Here is a 17182-nt window from a genome sequence, read left to right as displayed (position 1 = left end):
ATAGCGCAGCAAAGGCGGTGGCAACTTCCAGCCGAAGCGGTGTTCCAGAGCGGTGCGCAGGTTTTTCTCCAGCATCAGCCAGAGCCAGCTCAACAGCATCAAGGCGGCGATGACCTTGGCCAGCCCGGCGTGGCGCTCGACCAGCACAAAACTGGCCAGGCCCGAACAGAAACCAAAGAGTGCAACGGTGCCGGGGTAGCGGCGAATCAGCCGCGAGGCCAGCTCGAACAGGCTCGAGAGGCGGGACTTCAACGACATGTCGACTTCACAGTGAGGGGGGTCTCCGATTGATACGAGGCAGACGCCGAACGAGCGAGGGGCTCATCCTTGGTCTGTAGGCAGTCTATTGTGCTTGTGTTCCGGCGCTGCCGTTCAGGCATCGCAGCGGCTGATTATGCCGAGCTGCGGGAGATCGGAGGGATTGCCTGATCGATGGCCGCGCACAAGCGATCATAGGCGCGGGCGGTCTCCGGCGTCAGGCGGATCAGTGGTAGATCAATGGTCTGGCAGAGCGCATCGACGAACGCATTGGCCTCGTCAGGCTGCTCCATTTCGATGGCGCAACGGGGCGTCAAGGTCTGCGGGTCGCACAAGAGGAAATCGAACCGTGCCGCAGAGATGCGGTTGACCGCCTGATACCAGGGCGCACGCCGCGGAACCGCTGTGACTTCGACCACATCGGCGACACGCACCTTGCATAGAATCAGGAAGCGCTCACCCACGGCTTGCTGCAACAGGGCCAGTAATTCCTGCTCGCTCGGCTGGAAAAACGGCTGTTGCAGCCTATAGGGCATGCGCAGCGCCGGGTGGTTGTACTGGCGCTGCTTGATAAAAAAGACCAGCGCAAAGCAGACGAATGCCACTAGCACCAGAGCCAGGAAACTCATCATCGAGCGGCCTCCGGCACTGACGGAGGCGAGCTTGCAGAAACGAGCCATGACGGCATGAAAGTGCTCCGGTACTGCGGATGTACCTATTGGAGGAGGCGCCCCCGGCGAAGTTCGTTACACCGGGAACGCCTTTCAGCGCTGCGAACTCCGCACTTGGAGTGCTCGGGACAGTTATACCCTATATCTGTTGAGTGTTTTGTGGATAACCTTGGGGTCAACAGCGCAGCGCCCCAAGCTGTACCGCTTTCAATCGCCTGGTCAACTTTTGATCACGCCGCCACTACACGTGAAAACACACAACCAAACGGATTTGCCATCTCGAAACAGGCCCATTCGCAGTTTTCGTACGTCTGCATAACGGGAGCTTTGGACTTATCCCCGATTGCTGTGGAGGGTGCTGTGGATAAACGTGGGTTAACCCTACCAAAACGCCATCGCATCTGGGCTGTAGCGGATAGGTCGTTTTTCATACAGCGGTACGGCGGGCAATCGGGTCAATAGCTCGGTGCCAGATGAGGCGGCAGTGCCCAGCGCGTCGCAGCGCTGGTTATGCAAACCAGCCTGGTCGCTTCCCGCCGGCATGCCCGTTGGCTTTTGTTGATCGCTTCGGTAGGCCTTGTGCCAAACTTATCCCCTCAGTCTGTGCAAGCTTCTGTGTATAACCTATTGGTGGCTTTCGCGAGCAGGCGCTGTTGCTGGGGTTGCGGGCCCTGATCAAGAACTGATCAGCTGGCGCCTGGGTAGGGTTAAGTAGTTGTTACGCCGGATATTTTGCTTGACAGCGGCTGCGTGGTGAGAGCTGGAAGCGCGGCCGTTTATTGTTCAGTATTACTGTGGGGCTCTCTGTGGATAACATGGGGAAACGAAGCGCCAGGGCGCGCCACGACTGGTGCATAGCGGGTTGGTCGTAAAATGAACAACCGGGGCCGAGGACATTGCCGCCCATTGGCAGCAGATCTGCAATTTCGACAACGCGGCGCATCCGGCCGACAACATGGAAGCGTTGAAGGAAATGATGGCGACCCTGCAGCCGTACGCCGGTCAAGCTGCTGGCCGCTGCGGTCGCTTGAGCTGCAGAAGCGCCTGGCACGCGCCTGCAGCTCAATGAGCGTGTTTCGTATCAGGCGGTTGGCCCGGCGGCTGCCGGCTCCGGTAACAGGCGCAAGGCTTTTGCCCGAGCCTGGGTCAGATTGCGTACGTAGTACAGCTGTCCTTCAAGCGGGTGAATGCCGGCGCGGCGCAGCTTGAGTCGTAACCGGACATTGCTGCCGGACAGAATCAACGCGATGCCTTGCTTGCGGTAGTCCAGTAGAACGTTTTCCAGCGCTGCCAGGGCGGTCATGTCCATCATCGGCACGCCGCTGATGTCGACGATGACGATTTTCACGTCTGGATTGAAGCGCCGCAGCACGCTCACCGCCTTTTCGGTCGCGCCGAAGAACAGCGGGCCACGAATCGCATAGGCAGCGACGTGCTCGGGCAGGTCTCGGAAGACGGGGTTTTGCCCAAGATTCAGGCGGGTGGTGTCGGTCAGCTCGCTCATGCGTTTGATGAACAGCCCGGCCGCGAGCAACAGCCCCACGCCCACCGCCAGCACCATGTCGAACAGGACGGTCAGGCTCAGGCAGGTCAGTAGTACCAACACATCGCTGCGCGGTGCTATTCGCAGTGTCTTGAAGACGTGCGGTGCTTCACTCATGTTCCAGGCCACCATCAGCAGCAGCGCCGCCAGGGCGGCCATCGGCAGATAGCTGAACAGCGGTGCCAGCCAGAGGATGGCCACCAGCACCACGCCTGCGTGAATGATCGCCGCCAGTGGTGAGAACGCGCCGGCGCGTACGTTGGTGGCGGTGCGCGCAATGGCGGCGGTCGCCGTGATGCCACCGAACAGCGGAGCGACCAGGTTGCCGATGCCTTGGCCCAGCAGCTCGGCGTTCGGGTCGTGGTTGCCGCCGGCCATGCCATCGGCGACCACCGCACAGAGCAGCGATTCGATGGCGCCGAGCATGGCGATGGCGAATGCCGGCGCCAACAGTTGGTGAAACAGCTCGAAGCTCAGCACCAGCGGTTGACCCTCAGGGCCGGGCAACAGCCATGGCCAGGCGAAATCCGGGAGGAACGGTGGAATGCCGGGGTGCACCACATCCCCGACTACATAGCTGAAGCGCTCACCAAGTGTGGCGACCGTAACGCCGGCCGATTCCAGCGCCATTGCGGCGAGTGCACCCACGACGAGGGCAACCAGATGGCCTGGCACTTTGGGCACCAGACGCGGCCAGACGATCAGGACGCCCAGGCAAAGCAGGCCGACAAGTGCGTCACCCAACTGCGCGCTGGGCAGGGCACGCACCAGCAAGCTGAGCTGTTCCACATAATGTTGCGGCTGCTCGGTCAATGTCAGCCCGAATATATCCTTGAACTGGAGAGTCGCGATGACGATGCCGATGCCTGCAGTGAAACCAAGCGTGACGGGGTAGGGCACAAAGGCGATCAGCCTACCGGCACGCAACAGCCCGAGCGCGATCAGGATCAGCCCGGCGAGCATGGTGCAGAGCAGCAACCCGCCGAGGCCGAATTGCTGGGTAATCGGCAGGAGGATGACGACGAAGGCTGCGGTAGGACCGGATACGTTGAACCGCGAGCCTCCGGTCAAAGCGATCAGCGGCGCGGCGATCAGCGCGGTATACAGGCCATGTTGCGGTGCGACACCCACTGCGATCGCCAGTGCCATGGCAAGTGGTATGGCAATGATTCCAACCGTCAATCCCGCCACGATGTCGCCGCGCAGCTGCCTGCCACCGTAGCCCGCTCGCAGTGTGTGACGCCAGGCGGCGAACAGCGGCGGAACGTTCATGCCAGGCACTCCTTGGCGCAATAAAGTGCCAGTATAAGCACAGGCCCCGGCAGGGGCGAGCGCAACTTCGGCAGCAAATCGAGGACTTTCGCGTACGACCTTGGTCGCAAAGGCGTCTAGTGCGTTGAGTGCGTTCGCCTCGCAGAGTAAACTGCCGCCCCCGAAAGGCCCCGTCGAGTCGGAGAAACCATGCGCAAAGACAAGAAAAAGGTGAACGGCGAGGAAGTCAGCGACGAGTCCATCAAATTGTTTCTCGAGCCGGAACCGGCTGACGACACGCCGCCTTCGTTGCACAAGCTGATCAAGGCGTATCGCGGTTTGCGGGTCGATGATTTCGAGCGTTTTCTCGGATTCTTTGTCCAAGCCGGGTATGACCTGAATGCGAAGGATGCCAAGGGGCAGGACTTCGTAGCCTTGATTGCGGATCAGCGCCAGGCCGAGCCCTATATCGAGCTGGTCGAGGCCGCGCGCGGCTCAGCTCGTCTGTAACCGTCGAACTTCACGCATGACCTGGCTGAGCAATCAGCAGCGGCAATAGCTTTTCTCGCTGCACGCGTCCCGTAGAGCCCAGGCCTGTCGCCCCGCTCCGGGAAGCTTCGGAGCGAGAGGGAGAAGGCCAAAAGCCGTTCTCCCGACAGCGGACAGGCACCCTGCGGTGGCTGTCTTCGGGCACAAGCCCGAGCAGCGGTATGGAAACCTCCTCCGTTTCCAGCCGCCTGGCTGGTGGTTCTACACGATCGCGTACTGCGGTCGTGACAGTTTAATGCTGTGATTCTGGAGAACGCGTTAATGACGCAACACGATAGCGAAGCCGTGGATTTGGTGCTGGTGGGAGCCGGCATCATGAGTGCGACTCTGGCAGTACTGCTCAAGGACCTCGATCCCGACATCAAGCTGGAAATTGTCGAACTGCAGGAGTCCGGCGCCGTCGAAAGTTCGAATCCCTGGAACAACGCCGGCACCGGCCACGCCGGGCTGTGTGAATTGAACTACACGCCGGACACTGGCGGTCCGATCGATATCAAGAAAGCTGTCACCATCAATACCCAGTTCGAGGTTTCCAAGCAGTTCTGGGCCTACCTGACGGGCCGTGAAGGCTTCGGCAGCCCCCGCGACTTCCTCAATGTCGTGCCGCATCTGAGCTTCGTCCGCGGCAGCAAGAACATCGACTACCTCAAGCGCCGCTTCAATGCGCTGAAAGCCCATCATGCCTTCGAAAACATGGTCTACAGCGAAGACCGTGCCACGATGGAAGAGTGGATGCCGCTGATGATGCCAGGCCGTCCGGTCGACGAGCCGATCGCCGCCACCCGCGCCATGAACGGCACCGACGTCAACTTCGGTGAACTGACTCGGCAGATGCTCGAATACCTCGCGGCCAAGCCGGGCGTGAAAATGTCCTATTTCCAGAAGGTCATTGGCCTCGAGCGCAGCGGCAAGGGCTGGCGCGTGGAAATCAAGAACACGCGCGACGGCAGCAGCCGTGAGCTCGAGGCCGGCTTCGTCTTCCTCGGTGCTGGCGGCGCAGCGCTGCCGCTGCTGCAGATGTCCGACATCGAAGAAGGCAAGGGTTACGGCGGCTTCCCGGTCAGCGGTCAGTGGCTGCGTTGCGACAATCCGGAGATCGTCAAGCAGCATCAGGCCAAGGTCTACAGCCTGGCTGCAGTAGGCGCACCGCCGATGTCGGTTCCGCATCTGGATACCCGTGTCGTGAACGGCCAGAAGTCGCTGCTGTTCGGGCCGTACGCCGGCTTCACCACCAAATTCCTCAAGCATGGGTCGCCGCTCGACCTGCCGCTGTCGATCCGCCCGAGCAATCTCAAGCCGATGCTGGCCGTGGCGCGCGACAACATGGACCTGACGCGCTACCTGATCAAGGAAGTCCGGCAATCCATGAAAGACCGTCTTGAAACCCTGCGCGGCTTTTACCCTGAAGCCAAGGCAGAAGACTGGCGCCTGGAAGTGGCCGGGCAGCGCGTACAGATCATCAAGAAGGACCCGAAGAAGGGCGGCATCCTGCAGTTCGGCACCGAGTTGGTGTCGGCCAAGGATGGTTCGATCGCCGCACTGCTGGGCGCGTCTCCAGGTGCCTCGGTTACTGTTTCGATCATGCTTGACCTGATCGAGCGTTGCTTCCCCGAGCAGGCGAAGAGCGAAGCCTGGAGCCGTAAGCTCGCCGAAATATTCCCGGCGCGGGAGAAGGTTCTCGAAGCCGATGCTGCGGTCTACCGCGAGGTCGTCTCGAGAGTCGACAAGCGTCTGGGGCTGGCCGACTAGCCGTCAAGACGCGATGTAAGCAAGCCGCGTTGGTTAGGGCTGCGCGGCTTTTTTTAGGCGTGCGGGATGGGGTCGGAACGCTGCCGTAGGGCTGCTTGAAGCAGTGGCTTACCGATCCAGCCGAGACGAATTTCCGCAATCTAGACCCAGGGTTCACCATGAGGGCGCTCATTGGCCGTCAGCAGCATGCGGCAGCGATCCTGGTTGCCCGGAAGGGCGTAGTGACGCGGTGGCTGTTGTCGAAGCAGGGTTTTGAAGAAAGACATGACCAGGCGCTCGTAGGGCTGCTCGCTGTTATCACACCCTGAGGTTACGGTTGCATGAATGGAACGTGGCCGACCTGCAGGCGGTCTTTAGGGGATCACTGTCAGGCGGTTGCGGTGCTGGTTATACTGCGCGCCACCCATCCCTAACCTGGAGTAAGCAGCATGCTGAAACGCCTGTTGTTCAGCCTCGCCGTCGCGTCAGCACTGGTGCTCGCCGGTTGTGCCCACAGTCCTCAACAGCTCGACCCCAGTCCCAAACTCACCGATACCATCAATCCCGTCGGGCAAGGGCAACCGGTAGCAGTGCGTGTGGTTGACGGTCGCCCATCTGCAACCTTGGGCACCCGTGGCGGCCTGTATCCGGAGACCAGTGCGGTGATCGTGCCGAAAGAAAAAATCATTCCCAAACTGCAGGCCCAGGCCGAAGCGGCGGTCCGGTTGCTGGGGTTCACTCCGTCGGCCAATGCCTACAACGCGCCGCAACTGACCCTGACCCTGGCTGAACTGAAGTACCAGTCGCCGAAGGAAGGCCTGTACGTGACCGAGGCTACCATCGGTGCGACCTTCCGCGTCGAGGTGCAGAACGGCGGTCGCCGCTATACCGGTCGCTACGGCGCTTCTTTGAACCAGCGCTTCGGTATGGCACCGAATGAGCAGACCAACACCAAGCTGGTAACCGAGGTGCTGAGCGATGCGCTGACCCGCACCTTCCGCGACCAGAATATTGGTCAGGTGCTGGCGCAGTGAGCCGCAACTAGCCCAGACGGTCATTTGCGACAGAACAGAACCGCGCCCTTTGGCGGGGGTTTTGTTTCGGTGCGCCCGGCAGGGCGCATCCACCAAGGTGTAAAAGCCCCCTGCACACTCGGCGCGGGGAAGTGCATAAGCCAACAATCGAGACGGAACCGGTCTGCATAAATGGCGCAAATACACGGCAGATTGCCATCGCTTGGTTGTGTTCCGTTCTGTCGGAAACTGGCTGGGCCGGCAGTGCCGCTCCGGTAGCCTCCGCTGCCCTCGGTTCGGCCGCCCAGGCCTGTATGTTTTCGCCCCAACGGAGAATGCGGTTGTTGCTTGATTTTGATTATTCGACGCTGGCGAGGGTCGCGCCTCTGGTCAATTCACTGGCCTTGCTGATCGCGCTCAGCGGTGCCTGGCTGTTGCTGGCGACGCGCTGGCGTCGGCAACTGTCGAGCGCCGAGACCTCCCTTGCGGGCTCTCGTCTCTCCGCTGCTGAGCAAGGTGGCGTGGCAGCTACCCGGCGTCTTGACCGCTTTTTCTATGGCTTTGGCTTCAGCAGTCTGGGGCTGGCCTGCCTGCTTTCGTCGTTGACCCGGCTGACCTGACGGCCAGTCGGGCTTGTGCCGCGTCTTAGAGACTCAAGCCAGCTTTCAATCGGTACTGGTTACGCACCGGCATGGCGTATTGCTGGATGAGGTGGGGCTGCTGCACGCTTGGGCATGCCGCGAGGCGCTTGCCCCATTCGGCCTCGGCGCGTTCGATTTCCGCACGGCTGAACAGCTCGCTGAGCTCGGGTATCGCCAGCGCCGGGTCGCGATTCTGCCACATCCGATGCGCCAGGAAATTCACCGGAAACAGACGGTAGTCCGTCAGGATCTGCCGGTCGATAGCGGCCGCCAGTTGCTTTGCATCCTCGGGTACCTCGTTGATTGGTGTACCGAAGCTGACATGCACCCGACCTTTGTAGCCGGTGATGCCGAGGGCGATGCTGGTGTCATCCTCGCCAGGCGCCTTGGTGTAGCTGCCGGTGCTGGCCCGAATGTAGAGCTCGCGTGCCTTGGCCTGATCGCAGGGGTCGTACTCATAGCTGATCGAAACCGGTGTCGGTTGCAGGGTCGCCAATACGTCGGAAAAGGGTTCGTCCTTGCGGCTCATGTGCAGCATTTTCAGAATTGCCGAATCGGTACGATCGTCTCCGTCCTTGGCCCGCCCTTCGGCCTGGGCAATCCAGATCGACTCGCCATCGTTGCGGATCGAGTGGTTGATGTAGGCGGAAAGCAGCTGGTAGGCCGCGAGCTTTTCACGTCTACCTGTGACCGAGCGGCGCACGATGAAACTCTTGTTCAGCCGCATCAGGTCGCTGACGAAGGGTCGCTGCAGCAGATTGTCGCCAATGGCGATGCGCGGTGTGCGCATCTTGGCTTGAAATACTGCATAGTTGACAAAAGCCGGGTCCATCACGATATCGCGGTGGTTGGCGATGAACAGATAGGCGCAGCCCGGCCGCAGTTTTTCCAGCCCGGAATAGGTGATGCCATCCGTGGCGCGCTCGATGGTGCGGTCGAGGTACATCTCGATTCGCGCCTGCAGCGTGTCGATCGAATGGATAGTGGCGAATTCGCGTCGCAGTCGTTGCGCTATGAGAGGTTTGAGCATCCAGCCCATTGGACCGGCCAGCCGCGGGAAGCGGAAGTGCGCCAGAATATCGAGGAATTCCCGGTCGGCGAACAGTCGCGCCATGACAGCAGGGACCTCGGCATCGGCGTAGGGTCGGATGCCTTCGAATTCGTCCATCATGTTCTCTGTTAGGGTAACAAACTGGATAACCCAGTCACTCAAAGGGTCAAAGTTAGGTCTGTGGATGCTTGGTCGCGATCACCGCTGGCTAGGATAAAACCATGTTGCACTGGTCGGGCCCGCGGATAAATGCGCCCTGGGGCATCTCTACAGAATCCGGACGGCGATTATAGCGGCAAGTCACGCAGGAGACGTTGATGCTGGAATCACAGGACTACCAATGCCCCTATTGCGGCGAAGGGGTGGAGGCGTTACTTGATCTGAGCGGTGGCGATCAGCAGTACATCGAAGACTGCTCGGTCTGTTGCCGGCCGATCATGTTCGATCTGCGTACCGATGGCAGCGATTGGCAGCTCGATGTTCGGCGGGAGGATGACTAGATGCAGCGCATATACGAGCCGCGTGATCTGCTCGAGGCGGAGATGCTACGCGGCATGCTGCTCGCCGAAGGTGTCGACGTGCATCTGAATGGGCGACATCTGATCGGTGCGGTCGGCGAGTTGCCTGTGGCCGGTTTGCTCGGGCTGATGGTCGCCGATGCTGAAGCTGATCGCGCGATGCAGTTGATTGCTGCGTACAATGGCGCCGAACCGCTGCCCGGCGACGAGCCGGAAAGCTATCCGGGCGAACTCATCTGCTGAATGCCATCCGAGTGACGTCGCGGTAGCTGGCATTCGGCCCCTTTTCCCATCGAGTCCTTTGTTCATGTGCGGCCGCTACGCCCTGTTTCGCTGGAATCCAGCCTTTGCCGCGCTGCCCGGTTTCCCCGTCGATCAACAACCGCACTGGAGCCTGGCGCCCGGCGCCTCGGTGCTGCTGCTGCGGCAGGTCGAAGCTGCGCTGCAGCTGAGTCGCGCGCGCTGGGGGCTGACCCCGGCGTGGCTGAGCGATTTCACCCGGACCCCGGCGCAGGCGCGGGTAGAAACCCTGGCCAAGCAGCCGATGTTTCGCGACGCCTATCGCTTGCGCCGTGGCGTGCTGCCAGCCAACGGCTTTTATGAATGGCGCGGCACCGCGCGCAAGCGGCCCTATTGGATGACCGGAGAAGATTCGCTGATCTATTTCGCGGCGATCTGGGAAGCCTATCCGGTACAGGGTCATACCTATCTCAGTGCGGCGGTGGTGACGCGTCCAGCAGCGAACCAGCGCCGTCCGCTGATGCTGGATCAGACCGGCATGACCGCCTGGCTCGATCCGCAGACCCCTCCCGAAGCGCTGCAGGCGCTGCTGGCCGCACCGCAGCCGGCGTTACGTGAGCGTCCCCTGGCGACCTTGGTCAATGACCCCATGCTCGATGCTCCGGAGTGCCTGACGCCGGTGAACTAGCCGCAGGCCAGGTACATCGAATGGGAGCGGCGTTGGGCGATGCTGCCGGAAGCGTGTGACTTGGGTGGCAGCGTCAGCAGTCGGTTGCTCGGCCGCCGGGCTCGCTCTAGCATATGGCGCAGAATCCACGGGAGACGCGACATGCTCAAGCGGCATCCATTAGCTATTTTTCTGGCGGCCGCCGTGCTCGCCGGTTGTCAGGCCGTCAATACCACCAGTGGCGGTGCGGTCGGGGTCGATCGCAAACAGTACATGTTCAGCATGTTGTCGACCGAGCAGGTCAACCAGATGTACGCCCAGTCTTATCAACAGACCCTGAGCGAGGCCTCTGAGAAAGGTATGCTCGAAACAAGCAGCGCGGTCAGCAAGCGCGTCAATTCCATCGCCCGGCGGTTGATCGCCGAGGTCCCGGCGTTTCGCCCGGATGCGGCGCAGTGGGACTGGGAGGTCAATGTGATCGACAGCCCGGAACTGAACGCCAACTGCGGCCCGGGCGGCAAGATCATCTTCTATACCGGGCTGATCGAGAAACTTAACCTGACCGACGACGAGATCGCGGCGGTGATGGGGCACGAGATCGCCCATGCGCTGCGTGAACACGGCCGCGAGGCGATGTCCAAGGCTTATGGCGTGCAGATGGCGACACAGATCGGTTCGGCCTTCGGGGTTGGCGATGGCAGTTTGCAGCTCGCCAATATGGGCGTCGAATACCTGATGACGTTGCCCAACAGCCGCAGTAACGAAAACGAGGCCGACCTGATCGGATTGGAATTGGCGGCGCGCGCCGGCTACAACCCGAACGCGGCGGTTAGCCTGTGGGAGAAGATGGCAGCGGTCGGCGGCTCCGCTCCGCCGGAGTTTCTCAGCACCCACCCGTCATCGGGTAGTCGCACGCAGGCACTGCAACAAACCATTCCGAAGGTGATGCCGCTGTACCAGCAGCGACGCTGAGGCCTGCAGCTGTCATCGCCCAGGTCAGGTCGATGGCAGCGTTAGCGGGATCGGGCTGTCCATGCCCAGCTGTTTGCGAGCGCTTTCGAGGTCGAACAGGGTATTGATTTCCTCGATATCGCCGCTCGGATTGAGTGTCCAGATCGACATCGCGGCGACCGTGAGGATCTTGCCGCTCGGTGCGAGGCCAAACACGGGTTTCTCCAGCGTTCCGAACAGGGTGCTGGAGGTCACGACGCGGTTACCTTCGCTGAGGCAGTCGTCTACCGCGACTTCCAGGTCCGGAATGGCCTGGCGGATTTCCCGCACGATCAGACCGAAACCGGTACTGTTGACTGGCTGCGAGATGAACGAACTGCTGTAGCTGAAGTAACGGCTCTGCAACTGTTCAGCCAATGCCAGTCGACCCTTGCTCCAGCTCAGGTCGATATGCTGCCGAACCCGCCGTTTTCGTTCCTCAGGTGACATGTCGCCTGCTCCCCTCGAGTGCCGCCAGAAGGCGGTGAAGACGCACTCTAACAGCACCCGTGGTGAGGCAATTTGCGCTGCGTATCAGACTGGAAGCATGCCGCTCAAGGTCAGGCCCTGATAGATCGCATACAGCGCCAACGCGGCGAAGCCGACGGCGGCAACACGGCGAATCAGGGTGAGCGGCATGCGGTCGGCGGCGAAATTGCCGGCCAGTACCACCGGCACATTGGCGATCAGCATGCCGAGCGTGGTACCGATGATCACCAGGATGAAATGGGGGTATTGCGCAGCGAGCATGACGGTCGCGACCTGGGTCTTGTCGCCCATTTCCGCCAAAAAGAATGCGATCAGCGTCGCCACGAAGGGGCCGAAGCGGCGCCCGCGAGAAGCTTCTTCTTCCTCGAGCTTGTCGGGAACCAGCGTCCACAGCGCGACGGCGGCGAAGGAGGCGGCGAGAACCCAGCTGAGGACGGCGGGTGAGACCAGCGATGAAACCCAGTTGCCGATGGCTCCGGCAGCCGCATGATTGACCAGCGTGGCCACCACGATGCCCCAGATGATGGGTAGCGGTCGCCGGTAGCGGGCAGCCAGCAGCAGGGCGAGCAACTGTGTTTTGTCGCCGATCTCGGCGAGTGCGACGATCAGGGTGGGGATGTAGAACGATTCCAACGGACTTCCTTGCGGGGGCGGGTCGACTAATCACCATGACACGCACCGCCTGCCCGCCCCGGGTCAGGTGTACGTGTCATGGGTCTTGTCAGACCAGGCGAGGCTGCGTGAGCAGGCCGCGCGGGTCGCATGCGCCATGGTCTGTGGACCAAGTATGTTGACACATGCCGGGCGGGCTGGGTGCGCGCCGGAGACTACTCCCCCAGGACGGGCGCGAGTTTGCCCGCGCGTGGCGCGTTGTGCAAGTCGGTCAGGCACGCTGCGCGCGGTAGAGGCGGAAGCCGTCGGCAGTGACCAGCGTTTCGCAGCGGCCCAGATGCGCTTCAATCAGCGGGGGATACTTGAGAAATGCATTGGCCACCAGCCTTAGCTCACCACCGGGCCGGATGTGGCTGGCAGCACGTTGCAGCAATGCCTCGCTGGCCCCGTAGTGGGTGTGTACTCCCTGGTGAAACGGCGGGTTGCTGATGATCGCCGCGCAGTTTTCCGGAGCGGCGTCGATGCCGTCGCCAGCGATCACCTGAGCCTGTAACCCATTGGCGGCGAGGGTCATGCGGCTGCTTTCGACAGCGAACGCATCGACATCCAGCATCACCACTTCGCTCTCTGGATAACGTTTTTTCAGCGAGGCGCCAACGATGCCCGCGCCGCAGCCGAAATCCAGCAGCTTGCCGGCGGGCAGTCCATCGAGTTGATCCAGCAACAGGGCGGTTCCGCGATCGAGACGACCATGGCTGAACACGCCTGGCAAGCTGACGATCTGCAGCGGTCCGTCCACAAGCGAAAGCTCGAAGCGTTGAGCCAGGGTCGCCAGTTCCGGAGCTGGCGGGCTGTGTGTGACCTTGACCTGCCAGAGCTGGCAGTGCCGGGCACTGTCGAGCTTCCGCGCTTCGCCGAGTGGGGTCAGTTGTTTCGCGGCGCGTTCCACGCCGGCACGTTTCTCACCCACTAGATACAGCAAGCGGCCCGGCAATCTGGCAGCCAGTGCATTGAGCAGATAATCGGTCAGTTCTCGTGACTTGGGCAGAAACAGAACGGCACTATCGAATGGAGCCGTGGGCGGCTCGACAGCAAATGAGCAACGACCGGCAAAGCGAGTCTGCAGGCTGTGCTGTTCTCCGGCGTGCCAACTCCAGCCGACGGCGCCCGGTAGCTGTCCAAGCAGATCGTCAGCCGGTAGCCCGGCGAGCAGCAGGTCACCACTGAACAGTTCGGCCTGGCGCAGCAGTACTTCGCTTCGAGGATCCATGATGCCTCCGGACAAAAGCTGGCGAGCTTAGCAGCCTTGTCGCCGGCTGCAGAAGCGTCAGCCCACCTGACGCTTCGGGGTACCAGCGAAGAAGGCTTCGGCATTCTCGCGCAGCTGGCCCACGATGCGCTGTCTGGCTTCGCGACTTCCCCAGGCACTGTGGGGCGTCACGATCAGGCGCGGTACGTCTGCAGCCAGCAGCGGGTTATCATTGCTGGGTGGTTCGCTGATCAGCACATCGGTGGCGGCGCCGCCCAGGTGGCCGCTGCGCAGGGTGTCGGCCAGCGCCTGCTCGTCGATCAGGCCACCCCGGGCGGTATTGATGATGAAGGCTGAAGGCTTCATCAATCGCAACTCGCGGGCGCCGATGAGGTTGCGTGTCTGTTCGGTCAACGGGCAGTGCAGGGTCAGTGCGTCGATCCGCGGCAATAGCTCGTCGAGATCCAGTCGGTTCGGGCGAGGCGGGCGCCCTGGCAGGTTGCCGACCAGCACACGCATGCCCAGCGCCTCGGCCAGTCTGGCGACGGCGCTACCCAGCTCGCCGTGACCGAGCACGCCGAGGGTCTTGCCGGCCAGCTCGACGATGGGGAAATCCAGCAGGCAGAACTGCCCGCTTTCCTGCCAGCGACCGCGGGCCACGGCGGCTTGATAATCGGGTAGGCGCGCAGCCAGCGCGAGCAGTAGCATCAAGGTGTGCTGGGCCACGGTGGCGGTGCCATAGGCCTGGCAGTTGCAGACCGTGATGCCATGCTGTTTGGCGGCGGCAAGGTCGATGTTGTTGACGCCGGTCGCGGCGACCAGTATCAATTTGAGGTCCGGACAGGCGGCGAGCGCTGCTTCGTTCAGCGCCACCTTGTTGACGATGGCGACTTGGGCGCCCTGCAGTCGGTCGACGATTTGTGTTTCCCTTGTCTGTGTATGGCAGGTCAGCTCAGCAAAGGCAGACTGCAAGGGGGCCAGGTCCAGGTCGCCCTGGTCGAGTGGGGATAGATCAAGGAACACGGCGCGGCGATTGCTCATGGACTTTACTCGTATGAATCACTGGGCGAATGTTCCGCCCCGGGGAATAACGGAGTCGCTGGATGTACTGGATGGAATTTCTCACCGTGGCGCTGGTTCACTTGCTCGCCGTCGCCAGCCCCGGACCGGACTTCGCGGTGGTCGTGCGTGAAAGCGTGACCCGCGGTCAGCGCAGCGGCAGCTGGACGGCCATCGGGGTCGGCGCTGGCATTTTGGTCCACGTCGGCTACTCATTGCTCGGAGTCGGTCTGATCGTCTCGCAGTCGATCGTGCTGTTCAACCTGTTCAAGTGGTTGGCAGCGGGTTATCTGTTCTATCTCGGTATTCAGGCGCTACGCGCCAAGCCCGTTGCGGTCGGCGATCTGCCACCGTCCGGCACTGGCGAGACGCAATCTCGCAGGCATGCCTTTACGGTGGGTTTCGTCACCAACGGCCTGAATCCCAAGGCCACGCTGTTTTTTCTGTCACTATTCACAGTGGTTATCGACCCCCATACCCCACTCGCCGTTCAGGCGGGCTATGGGGTATATCTGGCGTTCGCTACCGGCTTATGGTTCTGCCTGGTGGCCTGGCTGTTCAGCCGCTCGCGCGTGCGGGCCGGCTTCGCGCGTATGGGGCACTGGTTCGATCGCGTCACCGGCGCGGTGTTGATTGGTCTTGGCGTTCGGCTGGCGGCAAGCGAGATCGCCTGATTGGCCGAGCCTGCCCTTGCGTGAAGCCTGTCTCTGCAGGTTGAATACCATGAAGCCAGATAGCCTAAGAGCACAACGGTACGGCCCGGTCGCACAAGCGGCCCGCGCCAACAGCTAGCGTGCTGTCTCCATAACATCAATAACAGGAAGCCTTATGTTGCAGACACGAGTGATCAAACCCGCCGCCAACGCCTACCAGTACCCCCTGTTGATCAAGAGCCTGCTGTTGTCGGGGCAGCGTTACGAGCGCACCCGCGAGATTGTCTATCGCGACCAGCTGCGTTTCGACTATCGCACCCTGGGCGAGCGCATTGCCCGGCTTGCCAACGTGTTGACCGCCGCAGGGGTCAAAGCCGGCGACACTGTGGCGGTGATGGATTGGGACAGCCATCGCTATCTCGAATGCATGTTCGCAATCCCGATGATCGGCGCAGTGGTGCATACCATCAACGTGCGGCTGTCACCTGAGCAGATTCTTTACACCATGAATCATGCCGAGGACCGCTTCGTTCTCGTCAATAGCGAGTTCGCGCCGCTGTACCACGCCATCGCCGGCCAGCTGACAACGGTCGACAAGACCCTGCTGATCACCGATGCCGAGGACAAACAGTGCGAATTGCCGAACTGCATCGGAGAGTATGAGAGCTTGCTGGCGGCCGCAGAGGCCAAGTACGACTTCCCGGACTTTGACGAAAACTCGGTGGCGACCACGTTCTACACGACCGGCACCACCGGTGATCCCAAGGGCGTCTATTTCACGCACCGTCAGCTGGTCCTGCACACGCTGGCCGGTGCGGTGACGGTCGGCTGCCGCGACAACCCTCAGCTGATGGCGGCGGGCGACGTGTACATGCCTATTACGCCCATGTTCCACGTACACGCCTGGGGTTTGCCCTATGTGGCGACGATGTTGGGCCTCAAGCAGGTTTATCCGGGGCGCTACGATCCGGAGCTGCTGGTTGAGCTCTGGCGTCGAGAGAAGGTCACCTTTTCTCATTGCGTGCCGACCATCTTGCAGATGCTGCTCAAAGCCAAGGCGGCGCAGGGCACCGACTTTGGCGGCTGGAAGATCATAATCGGCGGCAGTGCGCTCACCCGCGGCCTTTACGAATCGGCTCGGGCATGTGGGATGCAATTGGCGACGGCCTATGGGATGTCGGAAACCTGTCCATTGATTTCCGGTGCCCATATCAACGACGAGCTGCGCAACGCCAGTGAAGACGAACAGACCAGCTACCGCCTCAAAGCCGGGATCCCGGTGGTGCTGGTCGATGCCGCAATCCAGGCGGCTGACGGCAGTTTTCTTCCGGCCGATGGCGTGTCCCAAGGTGAGCTGGTGCTTCGGGCACCCTGGCTGACGCAAGGCTATGCGGGCAATCCGGAGAAGAGTGAAGAACTGTGGGCGGGCGGTTGGCTGCATACCGGTGACGTGGCCACCCTCGACGAAATGGGCAACATCGACATTCGTGACCGCATCAAGGATGTCATCAAGACGGGCGGCGAGTGGATTTCATCCTTGGCGCTGGAAGGGCTGATCAGCCGCCACGATGCGGTGCGCGACGTGGCGGTGGTCGGCGTGCCAGACGAGCGCTGGGGCGAACGACCCTTCGCCTTGCTGGTGCTCAGTGAAGGCAAGCGGCTAGACGCGCGCGCGTTGCAAGCGTTCCTTGAGCCGGCAGTGGAGCAGGGGCAGATCAACAAGTGGGCGATTCCGCAGCAGATCGCGGTGGTCACCGACATCCCCAAGACCAGTGTCGGCAAGCTGGACAAGAAGCGCATCCGGGGCGACATCGCACGCTGGTTGGAGCAGGGCAACAGCGCCATATCGTCCGTCTAGCAGGCTGTTGCAAACAACCTGGGTTGGCAATCCTGCGTTTAAAAGGTCCCCGAGATGCTCATTGCAACAGCAAACTCGATCGCGAGCCCGGTCGATCGCGAGCCCGGTCGATCGCGAGCCCGGTCGATCGCGAGCCCGGTCC

Annotated in this window: 19 protein-coding genes, 1 pseudogene and 1 riboswitch; of the genes and pseudogenes, 11 read left to right on the top strand and 9 right to left on the bottom strand. The window is 61.7% G+C overall.

The genetic code is table 11. From position 1 onward, the window contains the following. The coding region (locus NA637_RS07155) for a DUF5924 family protein (RefSeq protein ID WP_256071623.1) at positions 1-258 on the bottom strand (258 nt) is incomplete at its 3' end. A gap of 134 nt (positions 259-392) precedes the next feature. Beyond that, positions 393-887 carry a DUF2726 domain-containing protein gene (locus NA637_RS07150; RefSeq protein WP_256071626.1) on the bottom strand — a complete coding sequence of 165 codons (495 nt, stop codon included), beginning with the start codon at positions 885-887 and terminating at the stop codon, positions 393-395. A gap of 928 nt (positions 888-1815) precedes the next feature. On the opposite strand from NA637_RS07150, the pseudogene NA637_RS07145 reads away from it, so the two are divergent. Beyond that, positions 1816-1929 (top strand): annotated as a pseudogene (locus NA637_RS07145) (serine/threonine protein kinase); the annotation flags it as partial. An 81-nt stretch (positions 1930-2010) separates the two neighbouring features. Here the strand turns inward: NA637_RS07145 and dauA are convergent. Then, positions 2011-3744: a C4-dicarboxylic acid transporter DauA gene (dauA, locus tag NA637_RS07140; protein WP_256071622.1), complete on the bottom strand. Its 1734-nt coding sequence runs from the start codon at positions 3742-3744 to the stop codon at positions 2011-2013. A 189-nt stretch (positions 3745-3933) separates the two neighbouring features. On the opposite strand from dauA, the gene NA637_RS07135 reads away from it, so the two are divergent. Both NA637_RS07135 and mqo read left to right on the top strand, forming a co-directional pair. Beyond that, positions 3934-4233, top strand: coding sequence for a PA4642 family protein (locus NA637_RS07135; protein WP_256071621.1), 300 nt, complete (start codon positions 3934-3936; stop codon positions 4231-4233). Between the two features lie 300 nt (positions 4234-4533). Continuing rightward, entirely contained in the window at positions 4534-6021 is a 1488-nt protein-coding gene (gene mqo / locus NA637_RS07130) for a malate dehydrogenase (quinone) (RefSeq protein ID WP_256071620.1), read from the top strand. 140 nt (positions 6022-6161) lie between these two features. On the opposite strand, the gene NA637_RS07125 is transcribed toward mqo, so the two are convergent. After that, complete coding sequence (locus NA637_RS07125) at positions 6162-6287, bottom strand: hypothetical protein (protein WP_256071627.1); 126 nt, start codon at positions 6285-6287, stop codon at positions 6162-6164. Between the two features lie 162 nt (positions 6288-6449). Between NA637_RS07125 and NA637_RS07120 the strand changes: the two genes are divergently transcribed. Both NA637_RS07120 and NA637_RS07115 read left to right on the top strand, forming a co-directional pair. Then, positions 6450-7034, top strand: coding sequence for a YajG family lipoprotein (locus NA637_RS07120; RefSeq protein WP_256071619.1), 585 nt, complete (start codon positions 6450-6452; stop codon positions 7032-7034). A gap of 320 nt (positions 7035-7354) precedes the next feature. After that, positions 7355-7633 (top strand): hypothetical protein, encoded by a 279-nt coding sequence (locus NA637_RS07115; protein WP_256071618.1) that lies wholly within the window; start codon positions 7355-7357, stop codon positions 7631-7633. 25 nt (positions 7634-7658) lie between these two features. On the opposite strand, the gene NA637_RS07110 is transcribed toward NA637_RS07115, so the two are convergent. Beyond that, the gene (locus tag NA637_RS07110; RefSeq protein ID WP_256071617.1) at positions 7659-8825 is read right to left on the bottom strand and encodes a 1-acyl-sn-glycerol-3-phosphate acyltransferase; all 1167 of its coding nucleotides are present in this window, start codon (positions 8823-8825) and stop codon (positions 7659-7661) included. A 197-nt stretch (positions 8826-9022) separates the two neighbouring features. Here NA637_RS07110 and NA637_RS07105 point away from each other — a divergent pair, with 197 nt between their 5' ends. The 4 genes from NA637_RS07105 to NA637_RS07090 all read left to right on the top strand — a co-directional run bounded on the left by NA637_RS07105 (position 9023) and on the right by NA637_RS07090 (position 11102). After that, positions 9023-9205 carry a CPXCG motif-containing cysteine-rich protein gene (locus NA637_RS07105; RefSeq protein ID WP_256071616.1) on the top strand — a complete coding sequence of 61 codons (183 nt, stop codon included), beginning with the start codon at positions 9023-9025 and terminating at the stop codon, positions 9203-9205. Then, positions 9206-9466: a DUF2007 domain-containing protein gene (locus NA637_RS07100; protein WP_256071615.1), complete on the top strand. Its 261-nt coding sequence runs from the start codon at positions 9206-9208 to the stop codon at positions 9464-9466. It abuts the gene before it with no gap. A 64-nt stretch (positions 9467-9530) separates the two neighbouring features. After that, positions 9531-10151: an SOS response-associated peptidase gene (locus tag NA637_RS07095; RefSeq protein WP_256071614.1), complete on the top strand. Its 621-nt coding sequence runs from the start codon at positions 9531-9533 to the stop codon at positions 10149-10151. Between the two features lie 141 nt (positions 10152-10292). After that, positions 10293-11102 carry a M48 family metallopeptidase gene (locus tag NA637_RS07090; protein ID WP_256071613.1) on the top strand — a complete coding sequence of 270 codons (810 nt, stop codon included), beginning with the start codon at positions 10293-10295 and terminating at the stop codon, positions 11100-11102. Positions 11103-11126: 24 nt separating this feature from the next. Here the strand turns inward: NA637_RS07090 and NA637_RS07085 are convergent, their stop codons facing one another. From NA637_RS07085 to NA637_RS07070, 4 genes are all read right to left on the bottom strand, one after another. Continuing rightward, positions 11127-11570, bottom strand: a complete 444-nt coding sequence (locus tag NA637_RS07085; RefSeq protein ID WP_256071612.1) for an ester cyclase — start codon at positions 11568-11570, stop codon at positions 11127-11129. Between the two features lie 84 nt (positions 11571-11654). Then, positions 11655-12242: a TMEM165/GDT1 family protein gene (locus NA637_RS07080; protein ID WP_256071611.1), complete on the bottom strand. Its 588-nt coding sequence runs from the start codon at positions 12240-12242 to the stop codon at positions 11655-11657. Between the two features lie 115 nt (positions 12243-12357). Continuing rightward, positions 12358-12457, bottom strand: a riboswitch (yybP-ykoY riboswitch). Between the two features lie 35 nt (positions 12458-12492). Next, on the bottom strand, positions 12493-13491 hold the full coding sequence (locus NA637_RS07075; protein WP_256071610.1) for a class I SAM-dependent methyltransferase: 999 nt from the start codon (positions 13489-13491) through the stop codon (positions 12493-12495). Between the two features lie 57 nt (positions 13492-13548). Beyond that, positions 13549-14511 (bottom strand): 2-hydroxyacid dehydrogenase, encoded by a 963-nt coding sequence (locus tag NA637_RS07070; protein WP_256071609.1) that lies wholly within the window; start codon positions 14509-14511, stop codon positions 13549-13551. 62 nt (positions 14512-14573) lie between these two features. Between NA637_RS07070 and NA637_RS07065 the strand changes: the two genes are divergently transcribed. Then, entirely contained in the window at positions 14574-15203 is a 630-nt protein-coding gene (locus NA637_RS07065; RefSeq protein ID WP_256071608.1) for a LysE family transporter, read from the top strand. 154 nt (positions 15204-15357) lie between these two features. Further along, a complete protein-coding gene (locus tag NA637_RS07060) occupies positions 15358-17040 on the top strand; it encodes a fatty acid--CoA ligase (RefSeq protein ID WP_256071607.1) in 1683 nt (560 codons plus the stop codon). Positions 17041-17182: the final 142 nt, after the last annotated feature.

This window comes from Stutzerimonas stutzeri, assembly GCF_024448935.1.
GTDB lineage: Bacteria > Pseudomonadota > Gammaproteobacteria > Pseudomonadales > Pseudomonadaceae > Stutzerimonas > Stutzerimonas stutzeri_AO.
This window is presented reverse-complemented; position numbering and strand designations above follow the sequence as displayed.

Coding starts and splice junctions, on each gene's coding strand:
- NA637_RS07060 (WP_256071607.1), top strand. CDS start 15,358: ATGTTGCAGACACGAGTGATCAAACCCGCCGCCAACGCCTACCAGTAC.
- NA637_RS07075 (WP_256071610.1), bottom strand. CDS start 13,491: ATGGATCCTCGAAGCGAAGTACTGCTGCGCCAGGCCGAACTGTTCAGT.
- NA637_RS07135 (WP_256071621.1), top strand. CDS start 3,934: ATGCGCAAAGACAAGAAAAAGGTGAACGGCGAGGAAGTCAGCGACGAG.
- NA637_RS07095 (WP_256071614.1), top strand. CDS start 9,531: ATGTGCGGCCGCTACGCCCTGTTTCGCTGGAATCCAGCCTTTGCCGCG.
- NA637_RS07110 (WP_256071617.1), bottom strand. CDS start 8,825: ATGATGGACGAATTCGAAGGCATCCGACCCTACGCCGATGCCGAGGTC.
- NA637_RS07085 (WP_256071612.1), bottom strand. CDS start 11,570: ATGTCACCTGAGGAACGAAAACGGCGGGTTCGGCAGCATATCGACCTG.
- mqo (WP_256071620.1), top strand. CDS start 4,534: ATGACGCAACACGATAGCGAAGCCGTGGATTTGGTGCTGGTGGGAGCC.
- NA637_RS07125 (WP_256071627.1), bottom strand. CDS start 6,287: ATGTCTTTCTTCAAAACCCTGCTTCGACAACAGCCACCGCGTCACTAC.
- NA637_RS07090 (WP_256071613.1), top strand. CDS start 10,293: ATGCTCAAGCGGCATCCATTAGCTATTTTTCTGGCGGCCGCCGTGCTC.
- dauA (WP_256071622.1), bottom strand. CDS start 3,744: ATGAACGTTCCGCCGCTGTTCGCCGCCTGGCGTCACACACTGCGAGCG.
- NA637_RS07105 (WP_256071616.1), top strand. CDS start 9,023: ATGCTGGAATCACAGGACTACCAATGCCCCTATTGCGGCGAAGGGGTG.
- NA637_RS07065 (WP_256071608.1), top strand. CDS start 14,574: ATGTACTGGATGGAATTTCTCACCGTGGCGCTGGTTCACTTGCTCGCC.
- NA637_RS07070 (WP_256071609.1), bottom strand. CDS start 14,511: ATGAGCAATCGCCGCGCCGTGTTCCTTGATCTATCCCCACTCGACCAG.
- NA637_RS07120 (WP_256071619.1), top strand. CDS start 6,450: ATGCTGAAACGCCTGTTGTTCAGCCTCGCCGTCGCGTCAGCACTGGTG.
- NA637_RS07100 (WP_256071615.1), top strand. CDS start 9,206: ATGCAGCGCATATACGAGCCGCGTGATCTGCTCGAGGCGGAGATGCTA.
- NA637_RS07150 (WP_256071626.1), bottom strand. CDS start 887: ATGAGTTTCCTGGCTCTGGTGCTAGTGGCATTCGTCTGCTTTGCGCTG.